The organism is Paenibacillus sp. FSL H7-0703, assembly GCF_038003485.1.
In the GTDB taxonomy this organism is placed as follows: Bacteria; Bacillota; Bacilli; order Paenibacillales; family Paenibacillaceae; genus Paenibacillus; species Paenibacillus polymyxa_B.
Map to the genome: position 1 here is coordinate 4,172,975 of NZ_JBBOPF010000001.1, position 17,114 is coordinate 4,190,088.

Sequence of the window (17,114 nt, forward strand, 5' to 3'; positions counted from 1 at the left end):
ATAACAATGAGAATTTAATATTATTGAGGATTTCGCAAAATCCTGATTATTGAAAAAGGGTTAAGGCTCGTTAGACGGCACTTAACCCTTTTTTATTTTACAGACGAGACTCTATCCTTTTACAGGCTCGTGCATAGGTGCTGACGGTGCCCCTTGCATAGATAATCCGCCGCCAGGTGTGCTTGCTGGAATAACGGGATGTGGTAATCCCTTTTCAGAAGCAGTGCCCGCAGTCTGCTTGGCCAGCTTCTGTTTCTCCCATAGGGCTCTGGCGATCACCAGCATGGAGAGTACACCCACATATAGTAACAGAGAACCGAGTTCGGGAAGCATCTCCTGCAAGGGTGCACCACGCAGACCCATGGTGCGCAGGAATTTATACATCCATACAAAGGGGAAGAAATCACCGATTTGAATCGCTAAAGGTGGAAACAGTGATCTGGAAAGAACAGCCCCCGATAGAACAAAAGCAGGCATGAGTATCATCACCATTCTGCCAATGGCTATTCCCGGATGTGCAGCGCCCCATGCAACCAGGACATTGATACAAACGGTACCGAATACATACAGGACAACTGGAATTATAAAGAGAATTGGATTGGCCTCGAAACGGCCTCCCCCAAACACTTTAAGCATCCCGAGAGAGAAGATTAAGCCAGCCGTCGAAAACAGCGTATAAGGAAGCATACGCAGCAGGATGTTGAATGGATTTTGCAGCTCAGAAGCCAGCCTCTTGGAAACTCGGAGTCTGGCGACCAGAGGTAAACTATTTATATTCAGTATCATAAAAGAGAACATACAAGTGAATGCAAGTATCGTCGTATTCTGATAGTCATTCGTTGGATTAAACAGGGAACGCACTTCCAAGGCGATACCATTGAGGGCCCCTTGAGCCTGTTCTGCGTTCATCCCTGTTTTCAACATAGCTGGAACAGACAGTTCCATATTCTCGGAAACGCTAATTTCCTGCATAGCTGTACGAATCGAAGTAATAGATTGAACATTGGTATTATCGAGAATGAGACCCACGCGGCTGGAAAGGGAACGATTGTGATTATCCTCTAAACCATGCGGTAGGGAAATAACAGCCAAATATTGCTCATGATAAAAATACTGTTCAGGGTTGTCCGTATACGAAACAATCTCAGCTACGTTCATATACGGGGAAGCATCTATTTTCTGAATGAACTCACGGCTGTAAGCTGTGTTATCTTGATCCACTACTACCACGTTAGCGTCGTTAATTTGGCTGCTTGGGAGCAACAGTGAATACCCCAGTACGGCAATCAACGGGAAGATAATAGCTATGATCGGATACTTGGAGTGAACCAGATACGACCATTCATCACGAAGAGATTTCATTTGTATTCACCTCAACGGTCATGCCTGGTAGCAAAGCTGCTTCTCTTGTTACATATACACGTACCTGGAATGTAGCGGTATCTGCTTCTCCTTTTTCACGGGACATCTTCACATTAGCGAATTGTGGTGCAGCAGTTACATAGCGTACCGTACCTTTCAGGTCCTTATTGAGACCAGAGATATGAGTTTTAATTTCTTGATTGGCCTTGAATTTCCCCGCTTGTTCTTCATTCACATAGAGATCGTAATATAAATCATTGGTTTCCAGGGTAATCACAGGAGCCCCTTGCGCCACATTTTCGCCGACTTTGGTACTAATCGAAGTCACCTTGCCATCCTGTGGTGCTTTTAACACCAGGCGTTCTTTTTTGAGCAGCAACGTTTTAAGCTGAACTTCCTGTGTGTCTTTTTGTTGCTTTAAGAGGTCAATAGCCAGCTTCTGATCGGCCAACTGTTGACGACTCTGCTGAATGGTTTCCAGCTGGGTCTTGGAACGATCGACGGACAATTGGGCACCGCGAATTTCTTCCTCGGCTTGTTTTACCGAAACGGCTGCTTGTGTCGTCTGTTCACTGGCCTGCATACGTTCTTCAGAAGTGGCGCCATGAAGTAGCTTTTGAAGAGACTCTTTTTGCTGGCTTAACTGATTTGTCGCTAAAGTCAAAGAGGATTCGGCATCATCCAACGCTGCTTTGGATGCACTTCCTGCATCATAGAGTGCTTTATTACGCTTATAGTTGGTCTGCGCCGTCTGAACGTTTTTGGTGGCTGAAGCTACGGCAATTCGTTGCTGCTGAACATCTTCAGCCCGAGCCCCGTTATTGACCTGTTGTTCCGCAGCAGTGGCTTGACGCTCAGCCGCTTGTGCCCGCTGCAATGCCGCCTGACTTTTACGCTCAGTCACTTGAGCTTGCGCGATATCTAGCTGTGCCTGTTTTTCCTGAGTTGCTGCTCGTGTATACCCTAAATGGATGGATTGTTGTTGTTGGCTGATTTGCGTATTGAACTGGGCGATTTGTGTCCGCAGCTGCTCAATTTGCAGATCCACATCTGTGGAATCCAAAGTCATAAGGACAGTTCCTTTTTTCACCTTAGTTTCTTCTGTTACCGGGATGTTCAGGATTTTGCCTCCTACTTGTTCAAACGATACATGAATGCTATCCGCATTTAGTGTTGTGCCTTTAACGGATCGAGAAGCATTGACTTGATCTTGTCCGTTGGTCTGGAGTAGGAACCCCCCGCCGATAAGACAGGCGATAGAAATGAGAGGGATGATGAGGCTGGTGACTTGTGTGCGATTCATGAGTAATACGCTCCTTAAATTCATAAAATGAGTTAAACAGGGACTCGAATAAATAAATATCCTGATATGTACATTTTATTTATTCTTTTATTTAATAATTTAAAAGTTAGTCGGCTAACTAAAGCGCAAAATTAAAACTTATTCTGGTTTTGCTGCTTTATATATCTCTTTTGCTTGAGGGATGCCGCTTTCTATTTTTTGCATTAACGTCAGGAGCAGCTCTTTTTCATCGGTGGACAGGTGGCTCATCAGTGTGGAAGTGCTTGTAAAATGTATAGGCAGCAGTCTTTCCATCATTTCTGTTCCTTGATCGGTCAGTTTAACAATGCTCATACGGCGGTCGGAAGGATGAACAGATCGAATAATAAGCCCATCGCGTTCCAGACGGTCAACGAGACCGGTAACGGTTGGCTTGCTAACCCCTACTTTTTCCGCAAGCTCTGTAGCCAGTAACCCTGTATGGATGTTGCGATACAGAAGAATTAATATCGAAAATTTACCATGAGATATACCGTACTTCTCAAAACCCTCAAAACTGACTTTAAAGACCCTGGAAGATACCCGCATAAAAAATAGCATAGCTTCCGTCGCTCTTACATCAATCTCGGGGATACGCTTAGAAAATTCTTGTAGCGCCTCACGAGTGGGCAAGTCCCGTAAATCAAAATCCATAGGGTTCTCCTTTCTCCTTACAGTATGTTCCAATCAACAAATTAGTTAGCCGACTAATCTTAATCTATTCAAAAATGAATTTCAAGCTAAATTTTGTTAATCGTCATGTAGATTTTTCACTATATGGAGGTTGTTGTCAAAAGAAAATAAAGTATTAGACTGACGATGCTTCATTAAGCTAACTGGCAGATTAGTTACATAGACGTCAGAATTTTGCATAGGAGTGTAGTCCACCATCCCATACTAATTGTATGGAAAAGAGTCTAGATAAACAGTATACTAGCTATAATTGTTTTTTGTTGAGGTGAATATCAAATGGATGAAATCGATGAATCAAAACAAATTGTATTACAAATCGGCGGTGTCTTGAAAAAGTACAGAAAAGAAAAAAACATGAGCTTAGACGACTTAGCGGAATTAACGGGTGTAAGCAAACTTACTCTGGGGAATATCGAACGTGGCGATACAAATCCAACTTTGGCGATTATATGGAAAATTTCAAAAGGCATATCTTTACCGCTATTAGCTTTGTTGAAATCAGAAGACCCTGTTAGTTTGTATCGAGCAGGCGAAGGACTGCGGTTTTCTAATGATCAAAAAAATTGGATCATTGAACCGGTCTTTAAAAACGCAAGCAACGATATTGAAATGTGTCGGGCTTACTTACAGCCGAATAGCTCGTATCACCCTGAAGGTCATCATGTGAATACAACTGAAATTGCGACAGTAATGACTGGTTCCATTGAAATTCAAGTCAATGGAGAGATTTACACATTGAATCAATATGATACGATCAGTTTTCGTGCAGATTGTCCTCACTCTTATACCAATCGTACGAATAGCGAAACAGTGCTCCATATATCCTTAAAGTATGGTTTCTAAAAGTCGAAAATTCCACTTATTAAATACAACTCCGAATTCCATGACGGGAATTCAGAGTTGTATTTTTGTTTTTAGATGAGTTAATGTGTGTTATAAAATACTTATTGTTAAAAATAATATATCATAAAATAATTATTGTTAAAAATAATATATTATACTATACTATTATTGTTCGCGCGGATGTTATTTCATAGTTTTTCAATCAGCAGGAAACAAATTTTACGTATGAATTTAGTAAGGAGAAATGAAGAATGTCGAACAAACAAAATATAAAAGCCGTACCATCCTCTATAGGACTGATAATTCTCGGCATTATTATTATTGCAGCTAATTTACGTGCTCCCTTAACCTCAGTCGGTCCTTTAGTGAGTCTCATAAGGGATGACGTTCGTATTTCAAATACAGTAGCAGGCCTGATAACAACGCTACCTTTGCTTGTCTTTGCTTTATTATCACCTCTAGTACCCAAATTTGGACGAAGGTATGGGATTGAACGTATCATTTTGATTGCCCTAATCGTTCTGACTGTTGGCATTGTAATACGTTCTTTATCTGGCGCAGCTAATCTATATATTGGGACAGCAATTCTTGGATTCGCAATTGCCGTATGTAATGTATTATTGCCAAGTTTAATCAAAAGGGATATCCCAAATAAAATTGGCTCCATGACAGGTGTTTACTCAATTTCAATGAGTTTATTTGGAGCAATCGCATCGGGAATCAGTGTACCGCTAGCCGTGAACGCAGGTCTAAAATGGCAGGGAGCATTGGGAATATGGGGGATTCTAAGCTTTGTATCGATTCTCTGTTGGTTACCCCAATTAAGAAATCAAACGAAGCAAACAACCACGACGAGTCAACAGATGGCCAGCAACGATGTGAATGTTTGGCGATCCCCTCTTGCCTGGCAAGTAACCTTGTTTATGGGTATACAGTCCATGGTTTTCTATGTGTTGATCGCATGGTTGCCTGAAATTTTAAAGCAGCAAGGAATTGGCTCAAACCAATCAGGATGGTACCTCTCGATAATGCAGTTAGCTCTGCTTCCATTTACCTTTATTGTCCCCGTTATTGCTGGGCGCATGTCTAGCCAACGTTTGTTAGTGGTCATCACAATCATTTTGCTTTTAACGGGAACGCTCGGACTTCTATACGGAAGCTCCAATATCATTCTGTTGTGGATTATAATACTCGGAATTGGTGGAGGCTGCGCCTTTAGTTTGTCCATGATGTTTTTCGGTTTACGTACTGAAAATGCGCATCAAGCAGCGGAACTGTCTGGCATGGCGCAATCGATCGGATATCTTCTTGCCGCAATCGGTCCTGCCCTTATAGGATTTCTGCATGATGCGACAAATAGTTGGAATCTGCCACTTTTCATTCTGCTTGGCGCTTCGGTCTTACTCTTTTTAGTCGGTATAGGAGCAGCAAGAAACCGTTTTGTAGGTAGCTGAAATAGTTACGATCTGCCACGGAAAGGACGATAAATATGTTTGACAAAATTATTGTGGCAATTGATAAAGCTGAAATAACGAACAAACTCCTCGATGCAACCGTTGAAATAGCTCGAAACAAACAAACTCAAGTTACCTTGGTTAATGTCAGCCAGGAATATGTATCGAATGGCATGACATATTTACCAGGGCATTTCTTGGAAGAAATATTGAACGAAATGGAGAAAGCGAGTTTGGAACAGTTGCAACAAGCCAAATCCAAATTAGAATCTGCGGGGATTAACCCGGAAACACTTCATCTTAAGGGAGATCCTGCACATGAAATATTAAATTATGCAAGAGATTCCAAGCAGCAACTCATTATTATTGGAAGCCGTGGGCTAAGTGGCATAAAAGAAATGATGCTTGGAAGTGTCAGCCACAAGGTTTCACAGCTATCAAGTTGCCCAGTCCTCATTGTGCATTAACTCCTTCGGGAACCGTAAAGATGATGCATTGTTATACTAACGGAGAACTTTAGTTCAATAAAACAGCGACAGTCTAGGACTTTATTTTCTCGTCCACGGCTGCCGCTGTTTTTATAGCTGGGGCCAGTCTAATACTTTTTTTACGAGATCTGACGGTTTTATAATTCGAAATGTCGCGTGGGACCAACATATCCAGTCTAGTACTTTATTTTCTTTCTACAGTTGTTCGTGCCATGGTTCAAGCTTTTCCCTACATTGATATTTACAATGAAGTGCTTGATAATAAGTGGATATCGTACGAGACAAAGAACCTAAAAGTGAGGAATCTGGAATGACGACAAAATTATACTACACTGCTCCAAATCTTACGGAGTGGGACACTCATATTACACAGAGCATGGAAAGAGACGGAAAATATTTGGTTATGCTGGAGGAAACGGCCTTTTATCCGCATGGCGGAGGCCAGCCTTGTGATACAGGAACAATTCAGGGCGTCCGTGTATTAGATGTTGTTCTCGAGGATGGGGATATTTGGCATCAGGTAGAGCATTTGCCGGAGGATAGGAAAGTAGCCTGCCAATTGGATTGGGAGCGCAGATTTGATCATATGCAGCAGCATAGCGGGCAGCACTTGCTGTCAGCGGTTTGTCTGGAGTTGTTGGGTGCGCGTACTGAAAGCTTTCATCTGGGACAAGAATATGCCACGATTGATGTGAACTGTTCGGATGTAACGCCTGCGCAGCTATCGGCAATCGAGCAGGAAGTAAATCAGCAAATCTATAGTAATCGCAGCATAAAAAGTTTTTTTGTAACCAGTGAGCAATTGAAGGATATTCCGCTGGTGAAAACGCCCAAAGTGACAGAAAATATTCGGATTGTCGAGATCGAGGGCATTGAATATAATGCTTGCGGCGGCACACATGTAGCTCAGACCGGGGAAATTGGGATCATTAAATGCTTAAAATGGGAGAAGCAGAAGGGGATGGCAAGAATCCATTTCAAATGTGGCGTTCGCGCACTCCAGGATTTTAACGATAGTGTTCAGATATTGGACGTGTTATCTACGAAGTTCAATACCGGGCGAAAAGATATTTTGACCCGATTCGAAAAGTGGGAGCAGGAGCATAGGCAGCTTAAGGCGCAAGTGGAGCTCCTACAAGAGGAAAATGCTTCGTACCAGGCGAAAGAGTTGCTATCTGCTGTGCAGGGGCATGTTCTTGCTCATGTATTCGAGCAAAAATCCCTTCAGGACATGCAGCAATTGGCTACCAAGCTAACAGCTGAGCATGATCTGCTTGTTTTATTTGCCACAACAGCAGAAAACAAAATCATTCTGGCACATAACGGCACCCAGTCTGTTGCCTGCGGAGCATTTTTGAAAGAGAATCTGGGCGCGTTTCACGGTAAGGGGGGCGGTAGCAACCAATCTGCTCAGGCAGCATTCGCGTCCCGCGAAGACCTTTTGAATTTCTTTGAAACGGCCCAGCGGCAGTTCATTCAGGGCTGATGTAATGGAGGATTAGTGACGCAGCGGCAGCTTCCACTTTTCCTCTTCTGTAAATAAAATAAACGAAAAAATAAGTACAACAACAGCGCCCCAAACGGCTTTATCCCCAATCGTCAAAGTCAGAAATCCCCCCAGCAAGGCTCCTACCAAGAAGGCTGCCAAGATGACACCATAACGCATCGCTCGAATGGCAGCGTTCGTGTCCTTGGTCGTCATAGCGACATAGACAGCCTCGATAGCTGATCGAAGGTTACCGGTGCTGACCGTGGAGGTGTACGGCACATCAATGAGCTTGCGGAAGGAAGTCATTTGCACGGAAGCGACGAACGAGACGATCACCACCACTACCGTATTGGGAACTCCTTGCGGAATCAGTCCCACGATGAAAAAAATCGCAATTTCCAGTAAAATAATTGTGCGGGTCCAGTCCGGAGTTAAACGATGGGTTGATTTTCGTTTAATCCCTTCAGCAACAAAAACGCCCAGTGAAAAGGCGATCAGGGGTGGGATATAGGATAACGCCTGAATCCAGTTCCCCTGAATGACTTTGACAGCCAGCAGCACGATATTGCCTGTCTGTGCGTTGGCGAAAACACCGCCTCTTCCAACAAAGGTATATGTGTCCAAAAAGCCCCCTACTAATGATAGTAAGGCGCCCAGTCGTAACGATTCGGACGTTACCTGATGTAAATGGATTTTGCCTTTCATAATCACGGCATATAAGCCTCCTATGCTAAACGTCGATTCTTTAAAGCTAACACGAAAATCCAGGACCATACAATTAAATTAGTCACTTTAGCATGAAAATGACACAAAGAAGCCACATCAGGTCCCATACAATAGAAAGGACGTGATGCGGCTTGTTACAGTGTTGTTTAAAGTGCCACCTGGAACTTCGAGAATGTGCTTATTGCAGAGCTTGAACGAGGGCTTTACCAAACTCCTCAGCACCATCCGGGCCATCGGCCGTGATAATATCGCTATGCGCAACGACATGCTGCGCCACATATTCGGCTTGATGCGATTGGAGCTGATCTTTTTGTATATCCACTGGATAGCATGTAGCCGTTCTGCCAGAGAGCAGTCCGGTTTGAGCCACGGCTACAGAGCCTGCGCAGATGCCAGCCAATAAAGTCTTTTGCTCATGAGTTTGTTTTAGCAGAGCTTGGAGATCCGCGTTATTCCACAGATGGTCATTCGTACCTGATCCGCCGATCACAGATACTACATCATAATCAGCCAGCATAGCGTCTGTAAAAACAAGATCAGCTGTCGCTTTACCGTTGTAGTCACCCGTGATTTCGCCTGTTTTTGTACTAGCTAGCGTCACAGTAACACCTGCTTGCTCCAGTGCTTCCTTTGGTTTAAACAATTCATCCTCATTAAAGCGCTCTGGGGGTATAATAAAAAGAGCTTTTTTACTCATACTTTATTCCTCCTTGAATGTGTAACGTTATCTACTATTGTAGGGTGGACTCGTCAGGCTGTGAAGAATGCACTTTCAAGTACGGAGGTTACCTGCAGGTTACTATTAAAGTGCAAGACCATGATGGTTTAGAAGGAGTTAGTTGATATATGACTGATACGCTGAGAGAAGAAATACGGGAAAAGATCGTTAACGGAGACTATAACTGCGAAAAGGAACTAACCTTGTCAGTGTTAAGCGGAAAATGGAAGGTCGTCATTTTATGGCATCTGGGTGTGGAAGGAGCGCACCGTTTCAGTGACCTGCAAAGGCTGTTTCCGAAGCTGTCGCATAAAGTGCTGACCAATCAGTTGCGGGAGTTGATGGAGGACGGTATTGTGCACCGGGAAGTGTATCCCGAGGTACCTCCAAAGGTGGAGTATTCGATGACCGAGCTAGGAATGACGATTTTACCGATTGTGGAGATGATGTATGACTGGGGGAAAAAACGGGTGCAATCCATTCGTGAGGAAATGCAACGCAGCGGTGAGGGGAACGTTTAAAGTTCCTTCATATGAAAAATAGAACGCCTTGCACTATGAGTACAATTGTACTTAGAGCAAAGGCGTTCTTTGGCATGTTAGCAGTCTGTGTTTTTATCATATTAGTCTAGGAACAATAGCGGTAGCCGTGAAGCTGCTTCAATAAGAATCATTGCTGTTCAAGTGCTGGTAGAACCTCAATCCAGCGTGTAGCCCAAGTACCGATATGGTCAAACAAAGGAGCTAAATCGCGTCCCTTATCTGTAAGAGAGTATTCAATCCGTACAGGCTTCTCAGGATAAACCATACGTTGTATGATTCCTTCTTCCTCCAGCTCTTTCAAACGGTCCGAAAGGACCTTTCCACTTAAATTAGGAATTGAATTCTCAATAGCGACGAAACGTTGCGGACCATTAGTTAGTTGAAATACGATCAACACCGTCCAACGCTTGCTTAGTAGCTCCATAGCCTTTTCAAACCGTGGGCACATCTGCGGAATGTTCATATGATCACCTCATGCTCCTATTATTAACGATTCACTGTTAAAAGTAAATGATTTTACTTTACATAAATTTATTACTTGACGAAACGACATGATATAAATATACTTTGTTACATAAAGTAACTTATTGGATTCGATACGGAACTTAAGATGTAAATACTTAAAATTTGAACTTAATTTGATATTATTTTGATATTATTAATGATGTAATTAAATGAACAGGTACGAACTAATCGTTGAGGTTATGGTTTGGGCGTAGGGGGAAGTCAGATGAAGTTGGAATGTGAAGTTTGCGTAGTTGGAGGGGGACCCGCAGGGACTTTGTTGTCCTGTCTACTGGCGGAGCAGGGTGTATCCACGGTATTGATTGAGCGGCAGAGCGTGGCGGGTAAGGCTTTCCGCGGTGAAATCTTGAATGATGAGGGTCAGGAAGTGATCCAAAAGCATAAGCTGCTCGAACAAATTCATGAGGACTATGTTCTCGCCTCTACAAGAATCGAATATTGGGAGCATCAGCAGCAGGTGAAGACGGTCAAACCAGCTTCAGTAAATAATAATGTGGGGGTTCATATTCCACAGCCTCGATTTTTGGAGGCTCTGCTCAAGCAGGCGGCAACCTACGAGTTCTTCCGTTACCTGGCCAGTACAACGGTGACTACCTTGGAAGGTAACAGCGAGCAGGGGTATACAGGCTTGACCGCCCGCGATAAGAACGGCCATGAGATCACGATTGACAGTTCGTTGATTGTAGGGGCAGACGGTCGCTACTCGACTGTGCGCAAGCTGGCGCAGATGCCTGTGACGAACATTCGACACGGCTATGATCTGCTATGGGCGAAAATTACGGCACCTGCTGGATGGGAGCCCGTCACTCGTCTGGCACGGGTCAACGGAGGGCAGTTGGCTTTATTCTCGCAGGCTGAGGGCTATATTCAAATTGGCTGGAATGTGGAGGAAGGTAGCTTTTCAACCCTGTTTAAGCAATCCTTTGAACCCTTTATACAACGGTTTACAGAGGCTTTTCCAGATTTGAAGCATAGTGTGCATGATCACATTCGTTCATGGAAGGACTTCGTACCGTTGGATATTTTCAGCAGTCGCAGTGACACCTGGGCGCAGAACGGACTGGTCCTTATCGGAGATGCGGCGCATACCATGACACCTACGGGAGCTTTTGGCTTGAACGCAGCTTTGAAGGATGCCGATGTGCTAGCCAGTGAGCTTCTTCGTTTACGGCAGAAGAGCTATACCGCAGGAGACCTAAAGGCGTTCGAAGACGGACGACGACAGGCTGTCACCGAGCTTCAGGAACGGCAGCTGACGATGGAATCCACGTTTCATGAACATTTCTTACACATAGTTCAATGATTTGTACCCTGACAATAACGATTAGCCTTTGAAGAATTAGGCATTTTCTATATAGAGCTCATATAAAGGATGGTGCAGAGAGATGAACCAAAAAGATGTAGCTACGCTACTTAACGATAAAATTCAAACCGTTCGTGGAGAGCAATCTTCGACGATTTTGGTAGGACCGATCAAGCTGCCAGTTAATTTGGAAGGAGAAACGGTTGTTTTTCAGTGGTACTGCTGGTTGCCTGTACGGGATGAGGAAGATCGTCAGGACTTACTGAATGCCACCGCTGTGACGATTGTGAAGCGATTGTCCACACTGGATTTGGCAGAGGGACAACAGTCAAGCGTTTTGGTGTACGGTGATCTTCAACAGTCGGAAAATGCATTAGTTCGCATGCATAGTATTTGTCATACTGGAGATATTTTTGGTAGCAAGCGTTGTGATTGCGGATTTCAACTCCACCAGTCCATGAAAATGATCGTGGAGCATGGAACGGGTGCGTTGTTCTATCTGGCTAACCATGAAGGCCGCGGGATCGGTTTGTTTAGTAAAGCAATGGCTTATATTCTGCAGGAAGAAGGCATGGATACTGTCGAAGCCAATCATCAATTGGGTTTTGAAGATGATACACGCAACTATGCGGATGCCATTAGTGTGCTCCGTCACCTGAGACAAAAACCGGTAACTTTGATTACAAATAATCCTAAAAAAATGGATGCCTTGAAGAAATCGGGTATGAATGTGGCGGGTCGCATGCCGCTCTGGGGCGATGTGTCGCAATATAATGAACGGTATTTGAATACAAAAGTGGAACGATCCGGCCATTTGCGGGATTCCGATCTCAGGGAGGTTCTATGACCATTCACGAAAAATATATGCGCCTGGCACTGGAAAATGCCAGAAGTGCTAAAGGGCAAACAGTACCGAATCCGCTCGTCGGATCAGTCATTGTCAACAACGGTCGTATCGTTGGGATCGGCGCTCATCTGAAGCCCGGCGAGCCACATGCCGAGATTCATGCGTTGCGTATGGCGGGTGAACACGCTCAGGGAGCGACGATTTACGTAACGCTGGAGCCGTGTTCCCATCACGGCCGGACAGGCCCGTGCGCGGAAGCGATTGTGAAGGCTGGCATTCGTCGAGTGGTGATTGCAGCGCTGGACCCGAACCCGCTGGTTTCCGGCAGAGGGGTACAGATTTTGAAAGATGCGGGCATTGAGGTCATTGTCGGCGTATGTGAGCAGGAATCCATCCGCATGAATGAAGTGTTTAACCAATATATCGTGAGCAAGCGTCCTTTTATTACGATCAAATCGGCAGTAACACTGGACGGTAAAATTGCAACCCGGACCTCGGAAAGCAAATGGATTACGTCTGAGGCTGCACGGGAAGATGTGCATCGTCTACGTAACGAGCATGTGGGAATCCTGGTCGGTGTACAGACGGTGATTCACGATAATCCCCAGCTTACGACTCGTCTACCGGATGGACGGAATCCGATTCGTATCATTTTGGATAGCAAGCTTCGAATTCCAGTGGATGCCCGTGTCATTACAGATGTGGAGGCACCTACCTGGATATTCACAGGGCGCGTTTATGATGAAGGCAAGCGTAGCCAGTTGGAACAACTGGGTGTAAAGGTATATCCGACTCAGGATGAAAACAGTGATCGGGTTAACCTGCCGCAAATGCTGGATATTTTGGGTGCGGCGGAGGTGTCATCGGTGTTCGTGGAAGGCGGAGCCGAGGTGAACGCTTCGTTCGTGCAGCAAGGGCTGGCAGATAAGCTGGTGCTGTATATTGCACCGAAGTTGGTAGGAGGACGCGCGGCCCCGGGATTTCTCGGGGGAGAAGGCGTGTCTGCGATGAGCGATGCGGTGGCATTGCATGATTTGAGCGTGACACAGGTTGGTGTAGATTGGAAAATAGAAGGGTATTTTGGGCGGGGAAAATGAGTGAGTTGTTTTCGGTGGAGGAGGCGCTCCGCGAAGGGGTTGATCTTCCGATCGCTGTTGCAGTGGGATTCTTCGGATTGTATAAGACATTTAAAGGTAAGAATCCCACTGCAAAGGCGAACGCTACCGCTTCTCCAGATTCAACCCCTTCGCTCCGCTGCTGGCCACCGCAAAGTCACTCATTTTTCGAAATGGTGGGGAGCATGGGAAGGGGAAAAGCTCAAAAGCTCATATACTTAAAAGAACAGAGAATCTGAAGGGCTAAAAGGCCTGGAGGATTCTTTTTTTATATACTAAACGTTTATTAGGGTGAATGGTTAATGGGGTGAATAACTCATAAGGTGAACGTCTTATGGGGTGAAATCGAAATGACATAATTACATAATATTTGGGTTTTTCGTCCTGGTTTCTTATGTATTTTTAGAGACTTTCGCCTCGTTTAGTTAGAATATAGAAATAAAAGGATTGACCTGGAAATTGAGATCGAGCACAATGAAGTTGAATTCAACTTGGAAGAGAAAGGGAAATCCTTGCAGTGAAAGGGATTATAGAATTCAAAGGAGGATGTAGGTTGTGAAAAAGATGATATTATGCTTGTTAAGTGCCAGTCTGATATTTTTAGCTGCACCGGTTTCTACTAAAGCCTTTTCGGGTGAGGTCACACAAGGCGCTGGCTCATATTCAACTACACTACCTGCCGGAGCAGCAACACCGCAAAACGAGATTTACAAAACAGCGAATGTAATCAGCCCAATGCCTACCAATGACTGGTGGAGCAGCCTGGCCTGGGTACCGTACTCCGAGGCTCAATATCCGCATCCCCTTGCCTTGAAAAATCAGCAAAACGGTTTACGCATCTTTAACCCGAGTGGGAAAATTACGGTAAATCCGGGATACATCGCGGGCTGGATGGATGATGTGAACGATTTTACCATCGGTCATTCTGTAAGCGCTTCATTTCCGGATGCCAAAGTGGACGGTTTCAGCGACTGGTTTGTCAAATCATTATTTCAAAGCGGCAACAATAAAATGAGTGCTACCTATGGACACGGCTCCCCTTATGTTTTTTTTGAGTTTGGCGGTGGCAATCCCAAGCTTTCATTTAATGGGGTGCCAGAGGTTTGGTCTGGGTCAGCTAGTTCCCCTGTGCTTGGCATTACAGTCAATGGCTCACACTATGGTCTGTTTGGTCCTTCCGGCAGCACCTGGTCTGGCCTCGGGTCGAGTACGCTGATCAATCAATTAAACGGGAAAAACTATTTTACAGTGGCGGCTTTGCCTGACAAAACAACCGCGACATTGGACAAATTTCAGCAATACGCCTATTCTTTCGTTACAAACTCCAAAGCACAGTACAGCTATAACGAAGCCTCTTCCGAGGTAACGACCACCTTTACTGTTGCAACGACAGCGAAGGAAGGCACACAAAGCGGCACTATTTTTGCCTTATACCCTCATCAGTGGAAAAATTCATCACAACCCCTGCTAGGCTATACGTACAATTCTGTACGCGGTCTGATGAAAACAGCAGAGGGTGCGTCTTTTCAAACGAAAATGAAATTTACAGGAGTACTGCCTTCCCTGCCCGACTTGGGGTCCTACGATAAAAATACGCTCAACAGTTATATAGACGAAGCGAAAGCGGAAGTCTACTCTGGCGATAGAGACACGTACTGGACGGGAAAACGTCTGGGCAAGCTAGCAGCGCTGGCGCCGATTGCCGACCAGGTTGGCAATACCGCAGCAGCGACCCAGTTCCGCAATGAGATCAAAAGCCGGCTGCAGGACTGGTTTAAGGCTAGTGACAACTCGGGGAATCTGAAAAGCTCCAGTCTATTTGTGTATAACAACCATTGGGGGACATTGATCGGTTATCCCGACAGCTTTGGCAGTGCGGTAGAATTAAATGACCATCACTTCCATTATGGATACTTTATCAAGGCCGCAGCCGAAATTGCACGTGTGGACAAGAGCTGGGCATCCGATTCCCAATGGGGACAAATGGTGCAGCTGCTCATTCGCGACATTGCCAATACCGACAGGTCTGATTCAAAATTTCCGTATTTGCGTAATTTTGATCCCTATGCCGGACACACTTGGGCTTCCGGCCATGCCAAATTTGGTGATGGCAACAACAATGAATCCTCCTCGGAAGCGATGAATGCTTGGGCAGGTCTTATTTTATGGGGCGAGGCGACGGGAAATACTCAAACTCGTGATCTCGGCATCTATCTATACACAACTGAAATGAATGCCATTAACGAATACTGGTTTGATGTGCATGGCACAAACACTCCTGCAGGGATGCAAAGCGCGACGGCAAGCATGATCTGGGGCGGTAAAACGGTAGGGAATGCAACATGGTGGACCGATAATGCCGCAGAGGTGCATGGTATCAACTGGCTACCGATCACCTCGGCCTCCTTGTATCTGACGCAATATTCGGAGTATGCGGCTAAGAACTATAACGATCTGCTGCGAAAAAGCGGTGGGAACTTCAGTCCGTGGGAAGATATTGTGTATATGTACAGAGCAATCTCGAACCCGTCCGATGCCAAGGCGAAATTCAGTGCACGCGTAGCAGCCATGACACCGGAAGCAGGGAATTCCAAGGCGAATGCCTACCACTGGATCTACAATTTGGGTGCTTTAGGCAACATCGACCGCAGCATCACCGCTAATTCACCTATTTATGCCGTATTTCATAAAAACGGTGTAAAAACTTATGTGGCCTACAATTTTACAAACCAAGTCAAAACAGTAACCTTCTCAGATGGGCACAGTATTACCGTGCAGCCGAATAGCTTTAATACCGGAAATGGAAGCGGCGGTGGCAATCCGCAACCTGATACGGAGGCTCCGTCCATCCCGGCGAATGTTCGAGCTACGACCAAAACGGCTTCGGTAGTCACTCTGGAGTGGGATGCAGCTACAGACAATGTTGGCGTTACGGGTTATATCGTTTATAAGAACGAGGCCCAGGCAGCAGAGATAAGCGGTACTTCCGCTTCAATTACAGGGCTGAATGCAGCTTCCACTTACAGCTTTACCGTTAAGGCTCGAGATGCAGCTGGTAACCTATCTGCAGCAAGCAATGCGGTAGGGGTAACGACAGAGCCAGCATCTGGTGGTAATGAGGGTGGCGGGGAAACGGAGGATTATAAAGTAGGAGCTCGCTTTGTCAGCGATCATGAAGCATTGCTTCAATTTACACCCAAAACAGCCTCGGCCTATGTTGATGTGCATTATACTTTAACTGGTGGACAACAGCTCAATTACCGAATGACAAACAACGGCGGTGTCTGGGAGCAGCGGGTTACAGACCTCGATATCGGGAAGGCTGTCAGCTATTGGTTTACCTATGAAAAGGCGGGATTGCAATACGAGACCCCTTCATTCAGCTATACACACCAGCAGACTGCTTCTACAACAACAGACGTTCCACAACTTCCACTACCGAGCGTCGATCCCGTTTTCGAAAAAACATCCTAGTGGATCAGACCTAAGATACGAACGCGACAGTTAATTATAGAAAGAAAGACACAAGGGAAGCACATACGCTTCTCCTGTGTCTTTTTTTATAGGGTCGTAATACTTTCGTCATGTTCGTGAGTTCCAGGTTGCGCGATAATGATAAAGGCTGATACAGGAAGATATTACCGAGGCGTGGATTTCCAAAGGTCCCACAGTGCCTACCCTGATGGGG

The 17,114-nt window shown here is 45.2% G+C and carries 15 protein-coding genes; 9 read left to right on the forward strand and 6 right to left on the reverse strand.

Annotated elements, in window-relative coordinates:
* Positions 1-111 precede the first annotated feature (111 nt).
* The 3 genes from MHB46_RS18465 to MHB46_RS18475 form a co-directional block, all read right to left on the reverse strand.
* Positions 112-1,362, reverse strand: coding sequence for an ABC transporter permease (locus MHB46_RS18465; RefSeq protein ID WP_341163058.1), 1,251 nt, complete (start codon positions 1,360-1,362; stop codon positions 112-114).
* The gene (locus MHB46_RS18470; RefSeq protein WP_341163059.1) at positions 1,346-2,665 is read right to left on the reverse strand and encodes an HlyD family secretion protein; all 1,320 of its coding nucleotides are present in this window, start codon (positions 2,663-2,665) and stop codon (positions 1,346-1,348) included. The genes MHB46_RS18465 and MHB46_RS18470 overlap by 17 nt, the downstream gene beginning before the upstream one ends.
* Positions 2,666-2,803: 138 nt before the next feature.
* Positions 2,804-3,337, reverse strand: a complete 534-nt coding sequence (locus tag MHB46_RS18475) for a MarR family winged helix-turn-helix transcriptional regulator (RefSeq protein WP_341163060.1) — start codon at positions 3,335-3,337, stop codon at positions 2,804-2,806.
* A gap of 315 nt (positions 3,338-3,652) precedes the next feature.
* Here MHB46_RS18475 and MHB46_RS18480 point away from each other — a divergent pair, with 315 nt between their 5' ends.
* The 4 genes from MHB46_RS18480 to MHB46_RS18495 all read left to right on the forward strand — a co-directional run bounded on the left by MHB46_RS18480 (position 3,653) and on the right by MHB46_RS18495 (position 7,647).
* The gene (locus tag MHB46_RS18480) at positions 3,653-4,219 is read left to right on the forward strand and encodes a helix-turn-helix domain-containing protein (protein ID WP_023990398.1); all 567 of its coding nucleotides are present in this window, start codon (positions 3,653-3,655) and stop codon (positions 4,217-4,219) included.
* A gap of 251 nt (positions 4,220-4,470) precedes the next feature.
* On the forward strand, positions 4,471-5,673 hold the full coding sequence (locus MHB46_RS18485) for a CynX/NimT family MFS transporter (RefSeq protein WP_341163061.1): 1,203 nt from the start codon (positions 4,471-4,473) through the stop codon (positions 5,671-5,673).
* A 35-nt stretch (positions 5,674-5,708) separates the two neighbouring features.
* Entirely contained in the window at positions 5,709-6,140 is a 432-nt protein-coding gene (locus MHB46_RS18490) for a universal stress protein (protein ID WP_023990396.1), read from the forward strand.
* A gap of 331 nt (positions 6,141-6,471) precedes the next feature.
* Entirely contained in the window at positions 6,472-7,647 is a 1,176-nt protein-coding gene (locus MHB46_RS18495) for an alanyl-tRNA editing protein (RefSeq protein ID WP_341163062.1), read from the forward strand.
* Between the two features lie 12 nt (positions 7,648-7,659).
* On the opposite strand, the gene MHB46_RS18500 is transcribed toward MHB46_RS18495, so the two are convergent.
* Together MHB46_RS18500 and MHB46_RS18505 are read right to left on the reverse strand one after the other, a co-directional pair.
* Positions 7,660-8,361, reverse strand: a complete 702-nt coding sequence (locus MHB46_RS18500; protein ID WP_341163063.1) for a YoaK family protein — start codon at positions 8,359-8,361, stop codon at positions 7,660-7,662.
* Positions 8,362-8,554: 193 nt separating this feature from the next.
* Positions 8,555-9,073 (reverse strand): DJ-1/PfpI family protein, encoded by a 519-nt coding sequence (locus MHB46_RS18505; protein WP_341163064.1) that lies wholly within the window; start codon positions 9,071-9,073, stop codon positions 8,555-8,557.
* A gap of 149 nt (positions 9,074-9,222) precedes the next feature.
* Between MHB46_RS18505 and MHB46_RS18510 the strand changes: the two genes are divergently transcribed.
* Positions 9,223-9,615 (forward strand): winged helix-turn-helix transcriptional regulator, encoded by a 393-nt coding sequence (locus MHB46_RS18510; RefSeq protein ID WP_039273904.1) that lies wholly within the window; start codon positions 9,223-9,225, stop codon positions 9,613-9,615.
* Between the two features lie 148 nt (positions 9,616-9,763).
* Here MHB46_RS18510 and MHB46_RS18515 read toward each other — a convergent pair whose 3' ends face one another.
* A complete protein-coding gene (locus tag MHB46_RS18515; RefSeq protein WP_013312049.1) occupies positions 9,764-10,099 on the reverse strand; it encodes a winged helix-turn-helix transcriptional regulator in 336 nt (111 codons plus the stop codon).
* 267 nt (positions 10,100-10,366) lie between these two features.
* Here MHB46_RS18515 and MHB46_RS18520 point away from each other — a divergent pair, with 267 nt between their 5' ends.
* The 4 genes from MHB46_RS18520 to MHB46_RS18535 all read left to right on the forward strand — a co-directional run bounded on the left by MHB46_RS18520 (position 10,367) and on the right by MHB46_RS18535 (position 16,900).
* Positions 10,367-11,464 (forward strand): FAD-dependent monooxygenase, encoded by a 1,098-nt coding sequence (locus MHB46_RS18520; RefSeq protein ID WP_341163065.1) that lies wholly within the window; start codon positions 10,367-10,369, stop codon positions 11,462-11,464.
* Positions 11,465-11,546: 82 nt separating this feature from the next.
* Positions 11,547-12,311 carry a GTP cyclohydrolase II gene (locus tag MHB46_RS18525; RefSeq protein WP_341163066.1) on the forward strand — a complete coding sequence of 255 codons (765 nt, stop codon included), beginning with the start codon at positions 11,547-11,549 and terminating at the stop codon, positions 12,309-12,311.
* Positions 12,308-13,408 carry a bifunctional diaminohydroxyphosphoribosylaminopyrimidine deaminase/5-amino-6-(5-phosphoribosylamino)uracil reductase RibD gene (gene ribD / locus MHB46_RS18530; RefSeq protein ID WP_341163067.1) on the forward strand — a complete coding sequence of 367 codons (1,101 nt, stop codon included), beginning with the start codon at positions 12,308-12,310 and terminating at the stop codon, positions 13,406-13,408. Before MHB46_RS18525 ends, ribD begins: the two co-directional genes overlap by 4 nt.
* 573 nt (positions 13,409-13,981) lie before the next feature.
* A complete protein-coding gene (locus MHB46_RS18535; protein ID WP_341163068.1) occupies positions 13,982-16,900 on the forward strand; it encodes a glycosyl hydrolase in 2,919 nt (972 codons plus the stop codon).
* Positions 16,901-17,114: the final 214 nt, after the last annotated feature.

Coding starts and splice junctions, on each gene's coding strand:
- MHB46_RS18515 (WP_013312049.1), bottom strand. CDS start 10,099: ATGAACATTCCGCAGATGTGCCCACGGTTTGAAAAGGCTATGGAGCTA.
- MHB46_RS18475 (WP_341163060.1), bottom strand. CDS start 3,337: ATGGATTTTGATTTACGGGACTTGCCCACTCGTGAGGCGCTACAAGAA.
- MHB46_RS18525 (WP_341163066.1), top strand. CDS start 11,547: ATGAACCAAAAAGATGTAGCTACGCTACTTAACGATAAAATTCAAACC.
- MHB46_RS18490 (WP_023990396.1), top strand. CDS start 5,709: ATGTTTGACAAAATTATTGTGGCAATTGATAAAGCTGAAATAACGAAC.
- MHB46_RS18465 (WP_341163058.1), bottom strand. CDS start 1,362: ATGAAATCTCTTCGTGATGAATGGTCGTATCTGGTTCACTCCAAGTAT.
- ribD (WP_341163067.1), top strand. CDS start 12,308: ATGACCATTCACGAAAAATATATGCGCCTGGCACTGGAAAATGCCAGA.
- MHB46_RS18510 (WP_039273904.1), top strand. CDS start 9,223: ATGACTGATACGCTGAGAGAAGAAATACGGGAAAAGATCGTTAACGGA.
- MHB46_RS18480 (WP_023990398.1), top strand. CDS start 3,653: ATGGATGAAATCGATGAATCAAAACAAATTGTATTACAAATCGGCGGT.
- MHB46_RS18505 (WP_341163064.1), bottom strand. CDS start 9,073: ATGAGTAAAAAAGCTCTTTTTATTATACCCCCAGAGCGCTTTAATGAG.
- MHB46_RS18520 (WP_341163065.1), top strand. CDS start 10,367: ATGAAGTTGGAATGTGAAGTTTGCGTAGTTGGAGGGGGACCCGCAGGG.
- MHB46_RS18485 (WP_341163061.1), top strand. CDS start 4,471: ATGTCGAACAAACAAAATATAAAAGCCGTACCATCCTCTATAGGACTG.
- MHB46_RS18470 (WP_341163059.1), bottom strand. CDS start 2,665: ATGAATCGCACACAAGTCACCAGCCTCATCATCCCTCTCATTTCTATC.
- MHB46_RS18495 (WP_341163062.1), top strand. CDS start 6,472: ATGACGACAAAATTATACTACACTGCTCCAAATCTTACGGAGTGGGAC.